Here is a 16,450-nt window from a genome sequence, read left to right on the forward strand (position 1 = left end):
CACGGTGAGCGACAATCGCGCAGCGGCTCGCTGTGCCGACCGGGTGCGGGTGTCCCGCGGGGTATCGGGCACGGTGAGTGACAATCGCGCAGCGGCTCGCTGTGCCGACCGGGTGCGGGTGTCCCGCAAAGGACAGGTGTGACGATGCAGGTTCTGGTGATCAACTCGGGGTCGTCGTCGATCAAATATCAATTGCTGGACCCGATTTCGGCACTGGTGATGGCGTCGGGGATGGTGTCGCGAATCGGTGAGGATGTACCACCGGGAGATATCACCGTCGAACATCACAGTGACGGCAGGAAATTCACGCATGACGGGCCGATCACCGATCACGCCGCCGGGCTGCGGGTGGTCTTCGACCTCTTCGCGCGCAGCGGCCACGATCTGACAGGTGCGGCGCTGTCGGCGGTCGGGCACCGGGTGGTGCACGGTGGGGAGGTCTTCTACGAGCCCACCGTGATCACCGATACCGTGGTGGCCGCGATCGACGAACTGTCGACCCTGGCGCCGCTGCACAATCCCGCCAATGTGACCGGTATCCGGTCGGCGCGCGACCTGCTGCCCGATGTCCCCCAGGTCGCGGTCTTCGATACGGCCTTCTTCCACGGGTTGCCCGCGGCCGCGAAAACCTATGCGATCGACGCGGATATCGCCGCGGCGCACGGGGTTCGGCGGTACGGATTCCACGGCACCTCGCACGAATACGTCTCCGGCCGGGTATCGGAACTGCTGGGGGGTGACCCCGCGACGCACAATCAGATCGTGCTGCACCTGGGCAACGGCGCGTCGGCTTCGGCGATCCGCGGTGGCCGGGCGGTGGACACCAGTATGGGACTCACACCGCTGGAGGGACTGGTGATGGGCACCAGGTCCGGCGATATCGATCCGGGCGTCCTGTTGCATCTGGCCCGCACCGCCGGACTGGGTATCGACGGTATCGACGAACTGCTCAATCGCCGCTCGGGGATCAAGGGCATATCCGGTGTCAACGATTTCCGTGAGCTGTTCGCGCTGATCGATTCGGGTGACGCCGCTGCCCGCCTGGCCTACGACGTCTATGTGCACCGGCTGCGCCGCTATATCGGTGCGTATCTGGTGGAGTTGGGGCGGGTGGACGCGATCACCTTCACCGCCGGGGTCGGCGAGAACAACGCACAGGTGCGTGCCGATGCGCTGGCCGGGTTGCAGCGGTTCGGGATCGTGGTCGATCCGTCCCTCAACAATGCGAAAGATCGTGCGGCACGCCATATTTCACCACCGGGTGCGGAGGTGACGGTGCTGGTGGTGCCGACCGACGAGGAATTGGCGATCGCGCGGGCCGCCGTCGCGCTGGTGGGCTGAGAACGGCTCTCGGATCAGAACCAGCTCTTGGCGCGTATGGCGTTGGCCAGATCGATCAGGGCGTAGCGGTGCGCCCGGCCGGGCGCACCGCGCGCGAGGCCGCGCAGTCCGGACTCGATCCCGCGCCGTAGTTCGCGTTCGCGCAACGATCTCCCGAACAGTGTCGCGCCGCGCTCGGGGGTGTGGCCGGCCTGCAGCCACGCCAGGGCGGTGCCGAGTATCAGCACCCGCATCTGGGCGACCCGGTGTTCGGCGGTGGGTAATGCCTGTAGCCGGTCCGCGGCGACGTACAGATCGGATTCGGTCAGCTCGTCGACCGATCGGGCGGTGAGCAGCAGCAGGATCGCGGTGAGTCGTGCCTCGGTGTAGTGGCGGGAGGCGGCCGGCACCTCGTCCAGGGCGGCGACCGCGTCGGGGACCCGGTCGTCGGCCGCCAGCTGCCGGGCGAGACCGAATGCGGCGCTCACCACCCCGCGATCGGTACGCCACACCGTCGTGTAGAACTTCTCCGCATACTCGCGCCACTGGGTGGGGTCGGGTGAATCCCAATGTTGCAGAACGAGTTCCGCAGTGGCGGCCAGTGCCAGCTTGGGTGCGATCTCGCCCGGTAGCGCGGCGAGTACCTCGTCGAAGCGTGCGTAGGCGCGTTCGTAATCCCGTTCCCGCAGGGCGATGAGGCCGAGGAACCAGTGCCGGCGCCAATCGTGATCACCCATGCGGTCCAGGAGATCTCGGGCCGCCACGGTTTCGTCCAGATCGAGATGGATGCGGATCTCGGCCAGCAGGCTCTCGGTGGCGAACCCGGGCGGTGCGCCGCCCGGTGCGGATTCGGCCCGGCGGCGCGCGTCGCGCACCGCGTCGAGAGCGTGCTCGGGTTCGGAGTGCACGGTGCCGGCCAGCAGGGCGGCCGACGGATCGCCGGGGTCGATCAGGGGGACCGGTAGTGCGGCGGCTATCGCGTGCGCCGACAGATTCCGCCCGCGCACGACGCCGTCGGCGTACACATCGGTCTGACCGATCAGTTCCTCGGTGCCGAAACTGGTACGCGGAGGGCTGAACACTGTGGACAGCTGTGGATGCTCGGTGCCGGACTCGGTGGCCAGGATCTCGCGCAGCACGCCCGCCAGTTGGGTGGTCATCACCCGCGCCGAGTGGAAGCGGCGGTCCGGATCGGGGTCGGTCGCGGTGAGCAGCAGTCGATGCAGGAATTCGTGGCGGGCGAGTATCGGTTCGGATTCCGGATCCGGGATGCCGTCCAGGTAGCGGCCGCCCGCCATCGGCATGTCCACCGTCAGCACGGCCAGGGTGCGGCCCACGGTGTAGAGGTCGGTGGCCGCGGTGGGTCCGGTCTGCGCGATCTCCGGAGCCTGGAAGCCCTTGGTGCCGTACAGATTTCCGTAGGAGTCGAATGGTGCCACGGCGCCGAGATCGATCAGTTTCACCTGATCCTCGGTGACCATGATGTTGTCGGGTTTGAGGTCGTTGTAGTCCAGCTCCAGCGAATGCAGATATTCGAGAGCGGGCAGGATCTCGAGCACGTAGGCCAGTGCCTCGGGTACCGGCAGCCGCTGCGGGCGACGGGAATCGAGCAGATCGCGCAGTGAGCGTCCGCCCACGTACTCCATCACGATGTAGCCGATCGGGGTCCCGTCCGGTCCCGGATGTTCGACGAAGTTGTGGATCTTGACGATGCTGGGATGGGCGAGCTCGGCCAGGTATTGGCGCTCGGCCACCGCCACCGCCTGTGCCTCGGCGTCACCGCCGTGCAGCAGGCCCTTCAACACCACCCAGCGGTCGCTGACATTGCGGTCGATGGCCAGATAGATCCAGCCCAGGCCGCCGTGTGCGATACAGCCCTGGATCTCGTACTGGTCGCGGACACTGTCACCGGGCCGCAGGTAGGGGCGGAAATCATAAGGTGCGCCGCAGTTCTCGCAGATCCCGACCGGACTCGCGGCCTGCGCGGGTGTGCTGCGGCCCACCGGCCGGCTGCAACGCCAGCAGTATCGACGGCCCTCGGCGACGACCGGATCGGCCAGGACCGCCTGCAGCGGATCCAGCTGCGGCACCGTGGTGATCGGCACCAGGCCGGCGCCCAGACGGCGGTTCGTGGGACGGGTGCGCACCGTGCGCCCGCTGCGACCGGACGGCCGGCTCGGTTCGCTGCCGGGGTGCTCGGGGCCGGGCGAGGCCGCGGTGCCCGGCCCGGTGGACTGCGGCGATGCCACGGTGCCCGGTCCGGTGAAAATCGTTGCCGCCGTGGGCGCGGGGCCGCGCTGGGTGCCCGGCGGTTCGGCGTCGCGGCGGGCCTGTGGCCGGGTCGATTCCTCGGCGGCGTCCGGAGCGGGGGTGAAAGCCGTCGGCGGATAGTCGAATTCGGGCGGATCCTGGGGTTCGGGCATGGATCAGTCCCGATAGGTCGGTTCCGGTGGTCCGGCGGCGGGGCCGAGGGCGGGAGCCAGCCAGTACCCGTACAGCCGGTTCCAGGTCCCGTCGGTCCGCAACCGCTGCAGGGTGGCATTCACGAAACGAACCATATCGTCATTGCCTTTCGGGATTCCGACACCGTAGGGCTCATCGCTGATGTTGGAGCCCACCACCTCGGCATAGGGGTCCTGTGCGGCCAGACCGGCCAGGATCGCGTCGTCGGTGCTGATCGCGTCGACCTGGCGCTGTTGCAGCACCACCAGGCAATCCGCCCAGGTGGGCACGGTCATGATCGATGCCGGCGGTCGGATCTGGCGCAGCCGGTCCAGGGATGTGGTGCCGCCGACGGCACACACGCGCTTGCCGGCCAGATCGGCCATTCCCGTGATACCGGAACCCCGCACGGCGAGCACCCGCTGGTGCGACATCAGATAGGTGGTCGAGAAGTCGACGCGCTGGCGCCGATCACAGGTGACGGTCATGGTTTTCACCACGATGTCGACGGTGTGGTCCTGCAGCGCCTTCTCACGATCCGCCGAGCCGAGGATGCGATATTCGATGCGCCGCGGATCGCCGAACAGGTCGCGCGCGATCTCGGTGGCGATCTCGACATCGAATCCGGCGAGGGTGCCGCTGAGCGGATCGCGGAAGCTGAACAGATTGCTGCCCGGGTCCAGGCCGACGAGCAGTCGGCCGCGTGCGCGGATGGCATCGAGGATGGGACCGTGGTCGGCACCGGTGGGGCGCAGACTGGCCGTCGGATCGCCGCACTGCGGTTCGGGATTCGCGGCGGGGGCCGAATCCGCCGTGGTGACCACGGCATTCGCGGGCAGCGGTGGTTCGGTGTAGTCGCTGGAATCGGATCCGTGTGGCGCCGATGGTGTCCCACCGCATCCGGCGATCATCAGCAGCGCCGTGGCGATCGCCGCCAGCCGGGCCGATCGCATCGTGAGTAGTCGTCTGCTCATCGGTACTCCCGAAACCGTGGCCACAGACCCGCCAGCACCAGCGCGGCCGCCAGGGCCGCCAGGGTGAGCGCGCCCGGCGCGAGGAAGTCCAGCGCCCGGGCGGCGTCGGAGATATTGCCGCGCAGGTTGTTACGGGTATCGGAGATCCCCGCGGCCAGCGCGTTGTCCAGCGTGTCCACGGCGGCGCTGGCCTGGGACGGATCCGAGCCGATCGCCACCGCCGACGCGGTCGGGAAGTCACCGCGGCCCAGTGCGTCGTTCATGCGCTGATGGGCGGTCCGCCAGCGTGCCAGCGAATCGTGCGCGCGCCGCACCTCACCGGAACCCGGTGCGCTGCCGGGATAGTCGGACAACAACTTGTCGAGACGACCGATGGCGGTATCGAAGGCCTGGTCATAATCGCCACTGGCGTCACGGCGCACCAGTTTCAGCGTCTCCGCGGCGCGGGCCTGCTGGGCGAGGATGCGGCTCTCGGTCAGCGCGGCGCCGGGTACGGCGCCATCGTCCCGGCCCGACATCGTCGAGACAGCCGATATCGAACCCGCGGTCACCGTCCACGCCAGCAGGAGCAACAACATCGCCGAGGCGGCCAGTAGACCCGGATTGAGCACCCGGCGCCAGCGGCGGGCCAGATAGAACTGCCCGGCGACCAAGGCGCCGAACGCCACGATCGGCAGGATGATCGCGGCCCAGGGCGGACGTACGTGGCGATGCTGGGTCGCCGCGATCGCCGCGGAGCGATGCTCCTGCAACTCCTGTGCCATCTTCAACATTCGCGTCTGCATCAGATTCGACGCCTCGCTGAGATAGGCGGCACCGACCGGATGGCCCTCGCGGTTGTTGGCCCGTGCGGTCTCGATCAGGCCCGTGTAGACCGGTAGTTCGGTCGCCATCCCCGTGCGCAGCCGGGTATCGGTGTCGAGGCCGGCGCCCCCGGGGGGACCCGCATTGCTCGACTGCGCCACCAGCTCCGCCGCGGCCTCGCCGATCGCCTGGTCATAGCGGTCGCGGACCGGTTTCGGTTCCAGCCCACCGGATATGAAAGCGGTGCCCGCGGCGGCATCGGCGACCGACAGCGAGGTGTAGAGGCGCTGGGCCGAATTGGCATCGGGCTCGGCCTCGTTCAGCAGTTGATCGAGTGCGTGCTGACGGTTGCCCACCTCGGCGGAGGTGATGGCCCCCGCCAGCAGGCACAGCCCCAGCAATGCCAGCCCCAGCGCGATCAATCGGGCCGGTGAGGAGCGGGCGAACCCCCGCATATCGGTCGCGTCGAGCCGACGCCGCACCGCCGTCGCGTCCAGCCGTCGCCGTACGGCGGTCCGGTCGAACCGGCTCAGCAGCTCGGTGCGAGCCATGCTCGCCTCCGTTCGTTCCCCGGGTTGCATTGTGTGGTCTGAGCTTATTGTGGTCGTACGGGTATCGCTGGACATGTGTCGGGCATGACGGCGCTACCACGAGGTCGGCGCGGATCGGGCTGCCGGCGCGGATCGGGACGAGGCGGAGTATGCGCGGTGACGGAGACGGGTTTCTGGTGAGCCCCGATGGGACGCGGCAGTGGGGCCTGTTCGGTGCGGCCGGACTGTTGTTGCGGGCGCCCAGGCCGGGTGGCGGGGCGGTGGTGTTGCTGCAGCATCGCGCGCCGTGGAGTCATCAGGGCGGAACATGGGCACTGCCCGGTGGTGCACGCGACAGTCATGAGACAAGCGTGCACGCCGCGGTGCGAGAAGCACAGGAGGAAACCGGAATTGCCCCCGATGTGGTTCGGGTGCGAGGCAGCCGGGTAACCAGTACCGCCGCCAGCGGCTGGACCTACACGACGGTGGTCGCCGACGTTCCGGAAACCCTGCGGACCGTCGCGAACAAGGAGAGCGCCGAATTGGCCTGGGTGCCCGAGGAGGAGGTCGACGACCATCCGCTGCATCCAGGCTTCGCGGCAGCCTGGCCCGAATTGCGCGCGGCGGCCGCCCGGCTGGAGCTCGACGGGATCGCCGAGGCGGAGGCCATCGCGGCATCGCTGCCCCGCACCGTGGACCTGGCCGAACGCGGATTCTTCTGGCTGGACGCGGTCGCCGCGCACGAGGCCGCCGCTCGACGAGAACCCCTCGCCGCCGCGGATGAGAGGGCTGTCGACGGAGACGGATCGGGCCACCGCGCCACCGATCGGCCAGTGGGAACGCCGACCGGAATCGACGAGCCCGCCGCTTCCGGCCCGACCCGGCCCACGGTACGAATCGTCCGGGATGTCAACGGAACCGATACTGCCGACCACCTGCTGGTACTGACCCTGGATCAACTGTTGAACTGAGCACCGGTCCGTTCAGGTGTCGCGGGCGGCGTTGTCCAGCAGCCGCTGCTTGAGCGCGCGGGCCGCCGTCTGTGGATCACGGGCCGCGGTGATCGCCCGCACCACCACGATTCGGCCGGCCCCCGCCGCCAGCACCTCGGGCAGCCGCTCGCTGTCGACGCCGCCGATGGCGAACCACGGCCGGCTCGGATGCGAATCCGCGGTGGATCGCACCAGATCGATACCCGCCGCGGTGCGGCCGGGCTTGGTCGGGGTGTTCCAGACCGGGCCGGTGCAGAAGTAATCGATGTTCTCGTCGACCACCGCGAGGCCCGCCTGATTGCGATTGTGGGTGGAGCGGCCGATCACCACATCCGGCCCCACGATCTGCCGGGCGTAGAAGGGCGGCAGATCACCCTGGCCCAGATGCAGGACGTCGGCCCCCGCCGCCAGCGCGATATCGGCGCGATCGTTGACCGCGACCAGGGCGCCGTGCCGGCGGGCCGCGGACTTCAACTCCGCGAGCGCGCCCAGTTCGGCCCCGGCTTCGAGCGGGCCGAACTTGGCCTCACCGGCCGAACCCTTGTCACGCAGCTGGATGATGTCGACACCGCCCGAGAGCGCGGCTTCGGCGAAGGCGGCCAGATCGCCGGTATCGCGCCGGGCGTCGGTGCACAGGTACAGCAGCGCCGAGTTCAGGCGCTCGCGCGGTGCGATCGGACGATGCGGTTGGGACGGTTGCACAGGTCCGACGGTAGCCGCGCTACCGTTGGTAGTCGAAACACGAGGGCATTCCCGCAGCGATGGCGGCCGCGCGGGAACGCCGATCTCCCGGTCGCGGCCGTGCCGATGCTGTGCGTCGGCGGTTTGCGTGCGAGTCGGGTTCGAGTGAGGTGGAGTGATGCGAAGTCTGGCCGTCGTCGGTGGGGGCGTGATCGGGCTGGCGGTGGCGTGGCGCGCCGCCGAACAGGGCTGGTCGGTGACGATCTACGACCCGGCCGCCGGTACCGGTGCCTCCTGGGTGGCGGGCGGCATGCTCGCCCCGCTGTCGGAGGGCTGGCCCGGGGAGGACGATCTGCTCGCATTCGGCGCCGCGTCATTGCGGCGCTGGCCGGAATTCGCCGCGCGGCTGCGCGCGGCGACCGGGGTGGACGTCTTCGTGGCAGATCAGACGCTGACCCTGGCGTTGGACGCCGCCGATGCCGCCGACCTGCGGACCATCGCCGATTTCTGCGGCGGCCACGGCCATGACATGCGGGTCCTCGACCGCGCGGGCGTCCGTGCCGCGGAGACGGGGCTGTCGCGCACGGTCCGGGCAGGTCTGCTGGCCACCGGCGAACCGGCCGTGGACAACCGACTCCTGGTCGACGCCCTGCGGCGCGGGTGTGAACAGGCCGGTGTGCACATCCGGGCGGAAGCGGTGCGCGCTGTGGAAGAACTCGGGCACGATCAGATCGTGCTGGCCGCGGGCTCGGGCAGTGCGCGGCTGTGGGACCTACCGGTGCGGCCGGTCAAGGGCGAGATCCTGCGTTTGCGCCGCCGTCCCGGGACTCCACCGCCGCCGCATCGGGTGATCCGGGCGCGGGTGCACGGTCGTCCGATCTATCTGGTGCCGCGGGCCGAGGGCCTGGTGGTCGGTGCCACCCAGTACGAGGCCGGTTTCGACACCACGGTCACCGTTGCCGGTGTCCGGGATCTGATCGCCGACGCCGAATCCGTGTGGCCCGCGCTGGGCGAGTACGAACTGTCGGAGGCGACCGCGGGCGGGCGGCCCAGCACGCCGGACAATCTGCCGCTGATCGGCCGGTTGTCGGATCGGGTGGTGGCCGCCACCGGTCACGGCCGCAACGGCATTCTCGGTGTCCCTGTCACGGTGGACGCCGTCGCGGCGCTGCTGGCCGGCGACACCCTGGCCGAGGCGAAAGCCGCCGATCCGCGGCGCTTCGCAGCACGCTTCCCGTCCGGCGGCGAAAGTGCCGGTGCCGCATCATCATCAGGAGGTATCCAGTGACCGCTGAACCGAAGGTCATCCCCGTCGCCGTCACCGTGAACGGCGTCGAACACGAATTCGCCGAGCCGCTGTCGGTGCGCGAATTGCTCGAGCGGCTCGAATTGCCGTGCCGCGGTGTGGCACTGGCGGTGGACGGCGCGCTGTTCCCGAAGGGCCGCTGGGACGAGCCGGTCGGGCGCGGCTGGCAGATCGAGGTGCTCACGGCGGTGCAGGGTGGCTGATCCGATGCTGACCGAACCACTGCGGATCGCCGATCGGGAGTTCGGCTCCCGGCTGATCATGGGCACCGGCGGTGCGGAGAATCTCGCGGTACTCGAGGAGGCCCTGGTCGCCTCCGGTACGGAATTGACCACGGTCGCCATGCGCCGCGTCGACGCCGCGGGCGGTACCGGCGTGCTGGACCTGCTCAAACGGCTGGACATCGCGCCGCTGCCCAATACCGCGGGCTGCCGCACGGCGGCCGAGGCGGTGCTCACCGCACAGCTGGGCCGCGAGGCGCTGGAGACCGACTGGGTGAAACTCGAGGTCATCGCCGACGAACGGACCCTGCTTCCCGACGCGATCGAATTGGTCTCCGCCGCAGAACAATTGGTGGATGACGGTTTCGTGGTGTTGCCCTACACGACCGATGATCCGGTGCTGGCGCGGCGGCTCGAGGATGCCGGCTGTGTGGCGGTGATGCCGCTGGGCGCGCCGATCGGCACCGGGCTGGGCATCGGGAATCCGCACAACATCGAGATGATCGTCGAGGCCGCGGGTGTTCCGGTGATCCTCGATGCCGGTATCGGGACCGCCAGCGATGCCGCGCTGGCGATGGAGCTGGGCTGTTCGGCGGTGCTGCTGGCCACCGCCGTCACCCGGGCCCGGCATCCCGCGCGGATGGCCTCGGCGATGGCGGCCGCGGTACAGGCCGGATATCTGGCCCGCCACGCCGGACGTATCCCCAAGCGGTTCTGGGCTCAGGCGTCCTCGCCGGCGGTGTGAGGGCCGGGCTCGGGGTACCCACCGGGGATCTCCAGGATGACAGTCATCCACAAGGATGACCTCGACTCGCGACCTGTGAGCGATAGTGTCCGGGCGATTTCTCGGCGAGACTGGTGCACATGATCGAATGCAGAGGTCTCACCAAGCGTTACGGTGCCACCGTCGCCGTCGATGACCTGTCGTTCACGGTCACCCCCGGCAAGGTGACCGGGTTTCTTGGCCCGAACGGCGCCGGTAAGTCGACGACGATGCGGATGATTCTGGGGCTGGACCGGCCCACCGCGGGTACCGCCCGCATCGAGGGACTGGCCTATCGGCAACTGAAGAATCCGTTGCGCTCGGTGGGCGCCCTGCTGGATGCGAAGTGGGTGCACCCGAACCGGTCGGCGCGCTCACATCTGCGCTGGCTGGCGGCATCGAACGACATTCCCGCCACACGGGTCGACGAGGTGCTGCACCTGGTCGGGCTGACCGAGGTCGCGAACAAGAAGGCCGGCGGGTTCTCCCTCGGTATGTCGCAGCGGCTCGGGCTGGCGGCGACCCTGCTCGGCGATCCGCCGGTGCTGCTGTTCGACGAGCCGGTGAACGGTCTCGATCCCGAGGGCATCCTGTGGATCCGGCGCTTCATGCAGAAGCTGGCCGCCGAGGGCCGCACGGTTCTGGTGTCGAGCCATCTGCTGTCGGAGATGGCGCAGACCGCCGACCATCTGGTGGTCATCGGCCGCGGCCGGCTCATCGCCGATACCGACACCAAGGATTTCATCGCGAAATCCTCGGAATCGACCGTGCGCGTGCGTAGTCCGCAACTCGATGAACTGCGCAGCCTGCTCACCTCGAACGGAATGACGGTGCGCGAGGACGGCAGCGCCGGTGATCCGGAGACGGCCGCCGCCACCGATGCGGCCGCTGCCCTGGTCGTCGTCGGCGAAACCAGCGATGCCATCGGCAAACTGGCCGGTGCCAACAGCATCACCCTGTTCGAGCTCGCGCCGCAGCACGCGTCGCTCGAGGAGGCGTTCATGCGGATGACCGGAGGTGCGGTGCAGTACCACGGTGAAGCCGCCGGTCAGGTCATGGGAGGTGCGCTGTAATGGGAATCGTCGCAGCGGAACGAATCAAACTCACCACCACCCGCTCGCCCTGGTGGTGCTCGGCCATCGTGGTCGTGCTCGGCATCGGGCTGGCCGCGTTGTTCGCCGCGGTGTCGAAGGCCAGCGTGGGCAAGGAGGGCGAGACCCTGATGACCACGGCCGGCGCGGTCGCCGGGGTCCGTGGTTTCGGCGTCATGGTCCTGATGATCATGGCCGCGTTGACCGTGACCAGCGAATACCGCTTCGGGATCATTCGCTCCACATTCCAGGCCACCCCGAACCGCGCGCTGGTACTGACCACGAAGGCGCTGCTGAGCGGGGTCTACGCCGCGGTGCTGACCTTCGTGCTGGCGCTGGTGGCCTATGCGATCGCCAAGCCGCTGTCCGGTGACGCCGGGCTGCAGATGAGCCTGAGTTCGGAAATCGATTGGCGCGCGCTCTACGGCACCGCGATCTACGCCTTCCTGGGTGTGGTGCTGGCGGTCGGCGTGGGCGCGCTGGTGCGGCAGTCGGCGGCGGCGATCTCACTGATCGTGTTGTGGCCCTTGCTGATCGAGACACTGCTCGGCAGTTTCGGATCCTTCGGCCGCAATGTGACGCCGTTCCTGCCCTTCGCCAACATGGACCACTTCATCGACGACAGTTCCGCGTCCTCGTCGAGCTGGCACTGGGGTCCGTGGGGCGGGTTGATCTACTTCCTCGTGTTCACCGCGGTGGTCTTCGGCGCCGCACTGGTCGTGACCGATCGCCGCGACGCCTGACAGATCAGGAAATCTCGAGACCTGCTCGTCCCGGAGACAAAGCTCACCCTCGCTACTCCGGGGCGGGAGGGCGGTCCTGTCGGGGGACTGCTGTCGCGTTCACCACTGCCCGGTGAACGCGCCGACCACCGGCCCGCTGCACGGCTGCTCGCCCAGCCGGCGCAGCGGGCCGGTGTTATGTATGCAAACCCTGTGTGAACAGGGCATCCGCATCTTTCGGACGGCACGGTGAATCGGTAGCATCGGCCACGCAACTTGCACGTTATCCATCGGCGGACCCACCGTTGTGCCCGCTCCGTCCGATCGGGAGGTGTCAGGTGGCGATCATTGGCTACGCTCGGGACGTGAGCGACAAATCCTCCGGCGACGGTGAAAAATCGTCCCGCACAGCCGGTCCCGGCGGTTCGGGGACGCGCCGCAAAGGATCCGGTGCGCGCCGCACCGGTCGAGGACTCGGTGCCGGCCGTGAGGCCGATCCGGACACCACGCCCGTACCTGCCGAAATGCCCGAAATCGTCGATGTCGGGCCGGTCGTGGATCCCGACTCGGAGATCCTCGTCGAGGACTTCGAGGCCCTGGCCGCGGCCGCGGATGGGCGTCGCCGGCCGTCCGGGCGGTTGCGGGCCGCACAACTGTCTTCGCTGATGTCGGCGGCCAATCAGCGGGCCGATGTCATCGGTGTCATTCGCCGGGCCCGGGAGAATCTGCCCGGCGATCCCGCCTTCGGTGATCCGCTGTCGTTGTCCGGTCCGGGGGGTGCCCGTGCGGTGGCGCGTGCCGCCGACAAGATCGTGGGAGATTCCCCCAGTGCTGCCAAGGAGCTCGGCCTGGGCGCGCTCCAGGTCTGGCAGGCCATGCTGGAGCGGGTGGGCCGCGGTAAGGGCAGCCAGGATGTGACGATCCTGTTCACCGATCTGGTGTCCTTTTCACGCTGGTCGTTGTCGGCCGGTGACGAGGCGACCCTCGAGCTACTGCGTCGCGTCGCCGTCGCGATCGAACCGCCGATCGTCGACCGTGGCGGTCAGGTCGTCAAGCGCATGGGTGATGGGGTGATGGCGGTCTTCGCCTCCCCGGACAGTGCGGTCCGTGCCATCCTCACCGCGAAACGCAATCTGGAGAAGGTGCAGGTCCAGGGCTATCATCCGCGCATGCGAGCCGGTTTGCACACCGGTAGCCCACGCGAAATCGGCGGCGACTGGCTCGGAGTGGACGTCACCGTCGCCGCGCGGGTGATGGAGGCCGGCGGCAACGGCAACACGATGATCTCGGAGACGGCACTGGAGGCGCTGGAACCGAGCACGCTGGCCGACCTCGAGGTGACCGCCAAGCCCTATCGGCGCAGTATGTTCGCCGCCCCGCTCAACGGGGTGCCGGAAGGGATGCGGATATTCCGGTTGGCGGGGGACTAGCCCCCGCCGGACCGGGGGCCGGTCAGTCAGCCGATGTTCATGTCGACCACGGTGTAGAACGCCATTCCGGTGTCCGCGACCTCGCAGACTCCCAGCAGCACGTGATAACCCAGGCGATCGGGCAGCGTGATGGTGTGGGAGAGATCGGCGGCCGTCATACCGCCGTCCGCGAAGGGTTTGAAGGAGTCGGGGTCCCAGTAGTTCGGCACCGTTGACGCGAATGTGGTGAACGGGCGGCATGCGTCGGCGGGGATGTATCCGAGGCGGTTGTCGGGAACGACCGGGTCGAGGGGCGCTTGATGGAAGTGCCTGCGTGACAGCGGCTCCTCCGGGTTCCACTGCGGATGCGTACAGAAGTAGTTGAAGCGCCGGACCTTGTGCGTCGCGCGGGTCGACCATCGGATGGTGATCGACGCTCCCGGCTCGATGAGGTTCGCGGTCCAGGTCGACGAGCCGGGTCTGTCCAGGTTGCGCGCATCGCCGCGACCGGCACTGGCGATGCGCCCATCGGGGATCTGCCGGCCGGGGATGCTGTCACTGGGCTGATCCTCGGGCCGGTATCGATCGGTCAGACCGCCCTGCGTGGCGGGGAAGAATTTCATCGCTTCCAGCTCGTAGGCGATCCACTCGTGCACACCGGCTACCGTCACACGCGGCCGCGGGGACGAGATGAGCATCGGCCAACACCGTCCGATCGGTCGGGAAGTGACTGTTGTCAGGCTGCCGACGTGACGTGGGACTACACGACTGCCGGGCGGCGGGCCGCGTTGTCGGCGATGGCCGCGATGATGAGATCGAGCAGCGGTCCGGGCAGGTCATGGCCCATCGTGTCGAACGGCAGATACGCCGATCCGGGGATCGCCGCGTGGGTCGCTTCGCCACCGGCGATCCTGATGAGCGAATCCTCGGAGCCGTGGATGACGAGTGCCGGCACCTCGAGCTGCCGGAGCCTGCTCGTCCGGTCCGGAGCGATCAGCGCCGCCGTCGTCTGGCGGATCGCGCCTTGTGGGTGACGAGCTCGGTCATAGGCCCGGGCGGCCAGTGCGTAACGCCGGTCCCGCTCGCGCTCGGCGTAGGTCTTCGAACCGATCAGGGTGTAGAGGGCGACCATCTGCGCGATCGCTTCCTCACGATTCGAGGGCAGGGGACTGGTCAGCTCTTCGAGTACCGCGCTGTGCGGCATCCCGATGCTGAAATGCGGAGTGCTCATGATCGAGCACAGTGAGCGCACCCGCGGTGCGTATTCGATCGCGACCAGCTGGGCGACCATTCCGCCCATCGAGGCGCCGACGACATGCGCCTCCGCGATTCCGAGGTGATCGAGCAGTTCCATCGCGTCGCGCGCGATGGCTCGCAGGAAGTACTGACTGGGCGTGACCTTCCATTCGGTCAGACCGCTGTCGCGATTGTCGGGGCGAATGACCCGGAATCCGCGGGCGCCGAGATCGTCGACGAGTTCCTGCGGCCAATGGATCAACTGCGAATTGAGGCCCGTGATCAGCAGCAGTGGTTCCCCCGACGGATCACCCTCGTCGCGGTAACACATCCTGACCTCGGACAGTTCGGCGAACTGATCGATCGCATCGTTCATGACAAACCTTCCCGAAGGTATGGATGACCATGACAGATATCGAGCAGGTGAGAACGAACTGCACTCGGGTGTTCACGAAGTTGCCGGCGTCGCCGCACGTCAATGATCCCTCATCGCCGACCTGCGGCGCAACGGTTTCGATCGCCGCGGGTGCCCGATCGGCTTCGGTACCAGCGCGGACCGAATTCTGTCGATGCCAGGTTGACACTCACCGTTAGGATGACAGTCATGTCGAGCCCCGAGGCATCCAGAGTGGGGGGCTTTCGGTCACACCGTCAGCCCCTGAATCACTGAGTTCTCCGCCTTCCCGCCTGTCGCTTCCGCGTGGGCGGTCCGCTGGCCACGCTCGGGGCTGACCGTGGTGACGAGACGGCTTCTGTTCGTTCTCTCTCCTCGGAGTCCTCGATGCCTTTTGCTCTCCATCTGCTTGCCTCGGCTGTCTTCGCCATGGGCACTTCGGAATTCATGCTCGCCGGGCTGGTACCGGATATCGCCACCGATCTCGATGTGCCGATCGGGACCGCCGGTTTGCTCACCTCGGCGTTCGCGGTCGGGATGGTCGTCGGCGCACCGGCGATGGCCGCGCTTGCTCGCCGGTGGGCGCCCAGGACCACGCTGATCGGCTGCGTAGTCGTGTTCGCGCTCTGTCATGTCGTCGGTGCCGTCACGCCGATGTTCGCGGCGCTCTTCGGAACTCGCATGGTGGCGGCCGTGGCCGCCGCCGGATTTCTGGCGGTCGCGCTGAGCACCGCGGCCGAACTCGCTCCCCCGGATCGGAAGGGCCGGGCGCTGGCCATCCTGCTGTCCGGTACGACGATCGCCACCGTCGCCGGTGTCCCGGCCGGAGCCCTGCTCGGTACCGCACTGGGCTGGCGGGCGACCTTCTGGGCGATCGCGCTGCTGTGTGTTCCCGCTGCGCTGGGCATCGCCCTCGGTGTTCCGGGCCGATCGGCCGACGCGGCGGCCGGGGATTTCTCGATCCGGTTCGAACTCGCTCAACTCCGGATGCCGCGGTTGTTGTTCGCGATGCTGCTCGGCGCGCTGGTCAACGGCGCCACGTTCGCCGTGTTCACCTTCCTGGCGCCGATCGTCACCGACATCGCCGGTCTCGGCGATTGGTGGATCTCCGCGGCGCTGGTGCTGTTCGGCATCGGATCCTTCGTCGGTGTCACGGCCGCGGGGCGGCTCTCCGATCGGTATCCCGGCCCGATCATCGCTGTCGGCGGTCCCGCGCTGATGCTGGGATGGGTCGCGCTCGCGCTGCTCGCCGCGCATCCGGCGGCGCTGCTCGGCCTCGTATTCGTCCAGGGCGCCTTGGCTTTTGCCGTGGGGAGCACACTGATCACCCGAGTGCTCTACGCGGCCGCCGGCGCCCCGGCGATGGGTGGCTCGTATGCGACTGCCGCACTCAATATCGGAGCCGCGGCCGGACCGGCGATCGCAGCGGCGACCATCGCGGCCGGTGAGCTGATGCCGGTGTGGCTGGCGGCAGCGTCGACGGGCCTCGCCGTGGTCGTCGCATTGCCGTTGTTGCGGGTGCTAGCGCCCAGGGACCTGGAAAATGCCCGCTGACCGGCGCCGCG

Annotated in this window: 16 protein-coding genes; 10 read left to right on the forward strand and 6 right to left on the reverse strand. The window is 68.5% G+C overall.

Annotated features, from left to right (window positions below; translation table 11 throughout):
- Positions 1-4 precede the first annotated feature (4 nt).
- Positions 5-142: a hypothetical protein gene (locus tag AB0L57_RS08790; protein WP_364959079.1), complete on the forward strand. Its 138-nt coding sequence runs from the start codon at positions 5-7 to the stop codon at positions 140-142.
- A 2-nt stretch (positions 143-144) separates the two neighbouring features.
- Entirely contained in the window at positions 145-1,341 is a 1,197-nt protein-coding gene (locus AB0L57_RS08795; protein ID WP_364959347.1) for an acetate kinase, read from the forward strand.
- Positions 1,342-1,355: 14 nt separating this feature from the next.
- On the opposite strand, the gene AB0L57_RS08800 is transcribed toward AB0L57_RS08795, so the two are convergent.
- From AB0L57_RS08800 to AB0L57_RS08810, 3 genes are read right to left on the reverse strand one after another with little or no spacing between them, the layout of a single operon-like run.
- Positions 1,356-3,743 (reverse strand): tetratricopeptide repeat protein, encoded by a 2,388-nt coding sequence (locus tag AB0L57_RS08800; RefSeq protein ID WP_364959081.1) that lies wholly within the window; start codon positions 3,741-3,743, stop codon positions 1,356-1,358.
- 3 nt (positions 3,744-3,746) lie between these two features.
- Complete coding sequence (locus AB0L57_RS08805; protein WP_364959349.1) at positions 3,747-4,715, reverse strand: glutamate ABC transporter substrate-binding protein; 969 nt, start codon at positions 4,713-4,715, stop codon at positions 3,747-3,749.
- A gap of 17 nt (positions 4,716-4,732) precedes the next feature.
- Entirely contained in the window at positions 4,733-6,091 is a 1,359-nt protein-coding gene (locus AB0L57_RS08810; RefSeq protein ID WP_364959083.1) for a hypothetical protein, read from the reverse strand.
- Positions 6,092-6,240: 149 nt separating this feature from the next.
- Between AB0L57_RS08810 and AB0L57_RS08815 the strand changes: the two genes are divergently transcribed.
- Complete coding sequence (locus AB0L57_RS08815; RefSeq protein ID WP_364959085.1) at positions 6,241-7,041, forward strand: NUDIX hydrolase; 801 nt, start codon at positions 6,241-6,243, stop codon at positions 7,039-7,041.
- A gap of 12 nt (positions 7,042-7,053) precedes the next feature.
- Here AB0L57_RS08815 and thiE read toward each other — a convergent pair whose 3' ends face one another.
- Positions 7,054-7,764 carry a thiamine phosphate synthase gene (gene thiE / locus AB0L57_RS08820; protein ID WP_364959087.1) on the reverse strand — a complete coding sequence of 237 codons (711 nt, stop codon included), beginning with the start codon at positions 7,762-7,764 and terminating at the stop codon, positions 7,054-7,056.
- A 157-nt stretch (positions 7,765-7,921) separates the two neighbouring features.
- Between thiE and thiO the strand changes: the two genes are divergently transcribed.
- From thiO to AB0L57_RS08850, 6 genes are all read left to right on the forward strand, one after another.
- Entirely contained in the window at positions 7,922-9,031 is a 1,110-nt protein-coding gene (gene thiO / locus AB0L57_RS08825) for a glycine oxidase ThiO (protein ID WP_364959089.1), read from the forward strand.
- The gene (gene thiS, locus AB0L57_RS08830; RefSeq protein ID WP_364959091.1) at positions 9,028-9,252 is read left to right on the forward strand and encodes a sulfur carrier protein ThiS; all 225 of its coding nucleotides are present in this window, start codon (positions 9,028-9,030) and stop codon (positions 9,250-9,252) included. Before thiO ends, thiS begins: the two co-directional genes overlap by 4 nt.
- Positions 9,253-9,256: 4 nt before the next feature.
- Positions 9,257-10,015 (forward strand): thiazole synthase, encoded by a 759-nt coding sequence (locus AB0L57_RS08835; RefSeq protein WP_364959351.1) that lies wholly within the window; start codon positions 9,257-9,259, stop codon positions 10,013-10,015.
- A gap of 119 nt (positions 10,016-10,134) precedes the next feature.
- Positions 10,135-11,106: an ABC transporter ATP-binding protein gene (locus tag AB0L57_RS08840; RefSeq protein WP_364959093.1), complete on the forward strand. Its 972-nt coding sequence runs from the start codon at positions 10,135-10,137 to the stop codon at positions 11,104-11,106.
- Positions 11,106-11,867 (forward strand): ABC transporter permease, encoded by a 762-nt coding sequence (locus tag AB0L57_RS08845; RefSeq protein ID WP_364959095.1) that lies wholly within the window; start codon positions 11,106-11,108, stop codon positions 11,865-11,867. Before AB0L57_RS08840 ends, AB0L57_RS08845 begins: the two co-directional genes overlap by 1 nt.
- 644 nt (positions 11,868-12,511) lie before the next feature.
- Complete coding sequence (locus AB0L57_RS08850) at positions 12,512-13,276, forward strand: adenylate/guanylate cyclase domain-containing protein (protein WP_364959353.1); 765 nt, start codon at positions 12,512-12,514, stop codon at positions 13,274-13,276.
- 26 nt (positions 13,277-13,302) lie between these two features.
- On the opposite strand, the gene AB0L57_RS08855 is transcribed toward AB0L57_RS08850, so the two are convergent.
- Both AB0L57_RS08855 and AB0L57_RS08860 read right to left on the reverse strand, forming a co-directional pair.
- Positions 13,303-13,911 (reverse strand): lytic polysaccharide monooxygenase auxiliary activity family 9 protein, encoded by a 609-nt coding sequence (locus AB0L57_RS08855; RefSeq protein ID WP_364959096.1) that lies wholly within the window; start codon positions 13,909-13,911, stop codon positions 13,303-13,305.
- Positions 13,912-14,015: 104 nt separating this feature from the next.
- The gene (locus AB0L57_RS08860) at positions 14,016-14,867 is read right to left on the reverse strand and encodes an alpha/beta hydrolase (protein WP_364959098.1); all 852 of its coding nucleotides are present in this window, start codon (positions 14,865-14,867) and stop codon (positions 14,016-14,018) included.
- Between the two features lie 405 nt (positions 14,868-15,272).
- On the opposite strand from AB0L57_RS08860, the gene AB0L57_RS08865 reads away from it, so the two are divergent.
- Positions 15,273-16,439, forward strand: a complete 1,167-nt coding sequence (locus tag AB0L57_RS08865; RefSeq protein WP_364959100.1) for a Cmx/CmrA family chloramphenicol efflux MFS transporter — start codon at positions 15,273-15,275, stop codon at positions 16,437-16,439.
- The last annotated feature ends 11 nt before the right edge of the window (positions 16,440-16,450 follow it).

Origin of the sequence: Nocardia sp. NPDC052254 (assembly GCF_040679495.1) — a bacterium.
GTDB lineage: Bacteria > Actinomycetota > Actinomycetes > Mycobacteriales > Mycobacteriaceae > Nocardia.

Bases quoted from the DNA above. Each gene is read 5' to 3' on its own strand.
- AB0L57_RS08805 (WP_364959349.1), bottom strand. From the start codon at position 4,715: ATGCGATCGGCCCGGCTGGCGGCGATCGCCACGGCGCTGCTGATGATC.
- thiO (WP_364959089.1), top strand. From the start codon at position 7,922: ATGCGAAGTCTGGCCGTCGTCGGTGGGGGCGTGATCGGGCTGGCGGTG.
- AB0L57_RS08850 (WP_364959353.1), top strand. From the start codon at position 12,512: ATGTCGGCGGCCAATCAGCGGGCCGATGTCATCGGTGTCATTCGCCGG.
- AB0L57_RS08815 (WP_364959085.1), top strand. From the start codon at position 6,241: ATGCGCGGTGACGGAGACGGGTTTCTGGTGAGCCCCGATGGGACGCGG.
- AB0L57_RS08795 (WP_364959347.1), top strand. From the start codon at position 145: ATGCAGGTTCTGGTGATCAACTCGGGGTCGTCGTCGATCAAATATCAA.
- AB0L57_RS08865 (WP_364959100.1), top strand. From the start codon at position 15,273: ATGCCTTTTGCTCTCCATCTGCTTGCCTCGGCTGTCTTCGCCATGGGC.
- AB0L57_RS08810 (WP_364959083.1), bottom strand. From the start codon at position 6,091: ATGGCTCGCACCGAGCTGCTGAGCCGGTTCGACCGGACCGCCGTACGG.
- AB0L57_RS08800 (WP_364959081.1), bottom strand. From the start codon at position 3,743: ATGCCCGAACCCCAGGATCCGCCCGAATTCGACTATCCGCCGACGGCT.
- AB0L57_RS08845 (WP_364959095.1), top strand. From the start codon at position 11,106: ATGGGAATCGTCGCAGCGGAACGAATCAAACTCACCACCACCCGCTCG.
- AB0L57_RS08840 (WP_364959093.1), top strand. From the start codon at position 10,135: ATGATCGAATGCAGAGGTCTCACCAAGCGTTACGGTGCCACCGTCGCC.
- AB0L57_RS08860 (WP_364959098.1), bottom strand. From the start codon at position 14,867: ATGAACGATGCGATCGATCAGTTCGCCGAACTGTCCGAGGTCAGGATG.
- AB0L57_RS08835 (WP_364959351.1), top strand. From the start codon at position 9,257: ATGCTGACCGAACCACTGCGGATCGCCGATCGGGAGTTCGGCTCCCGG.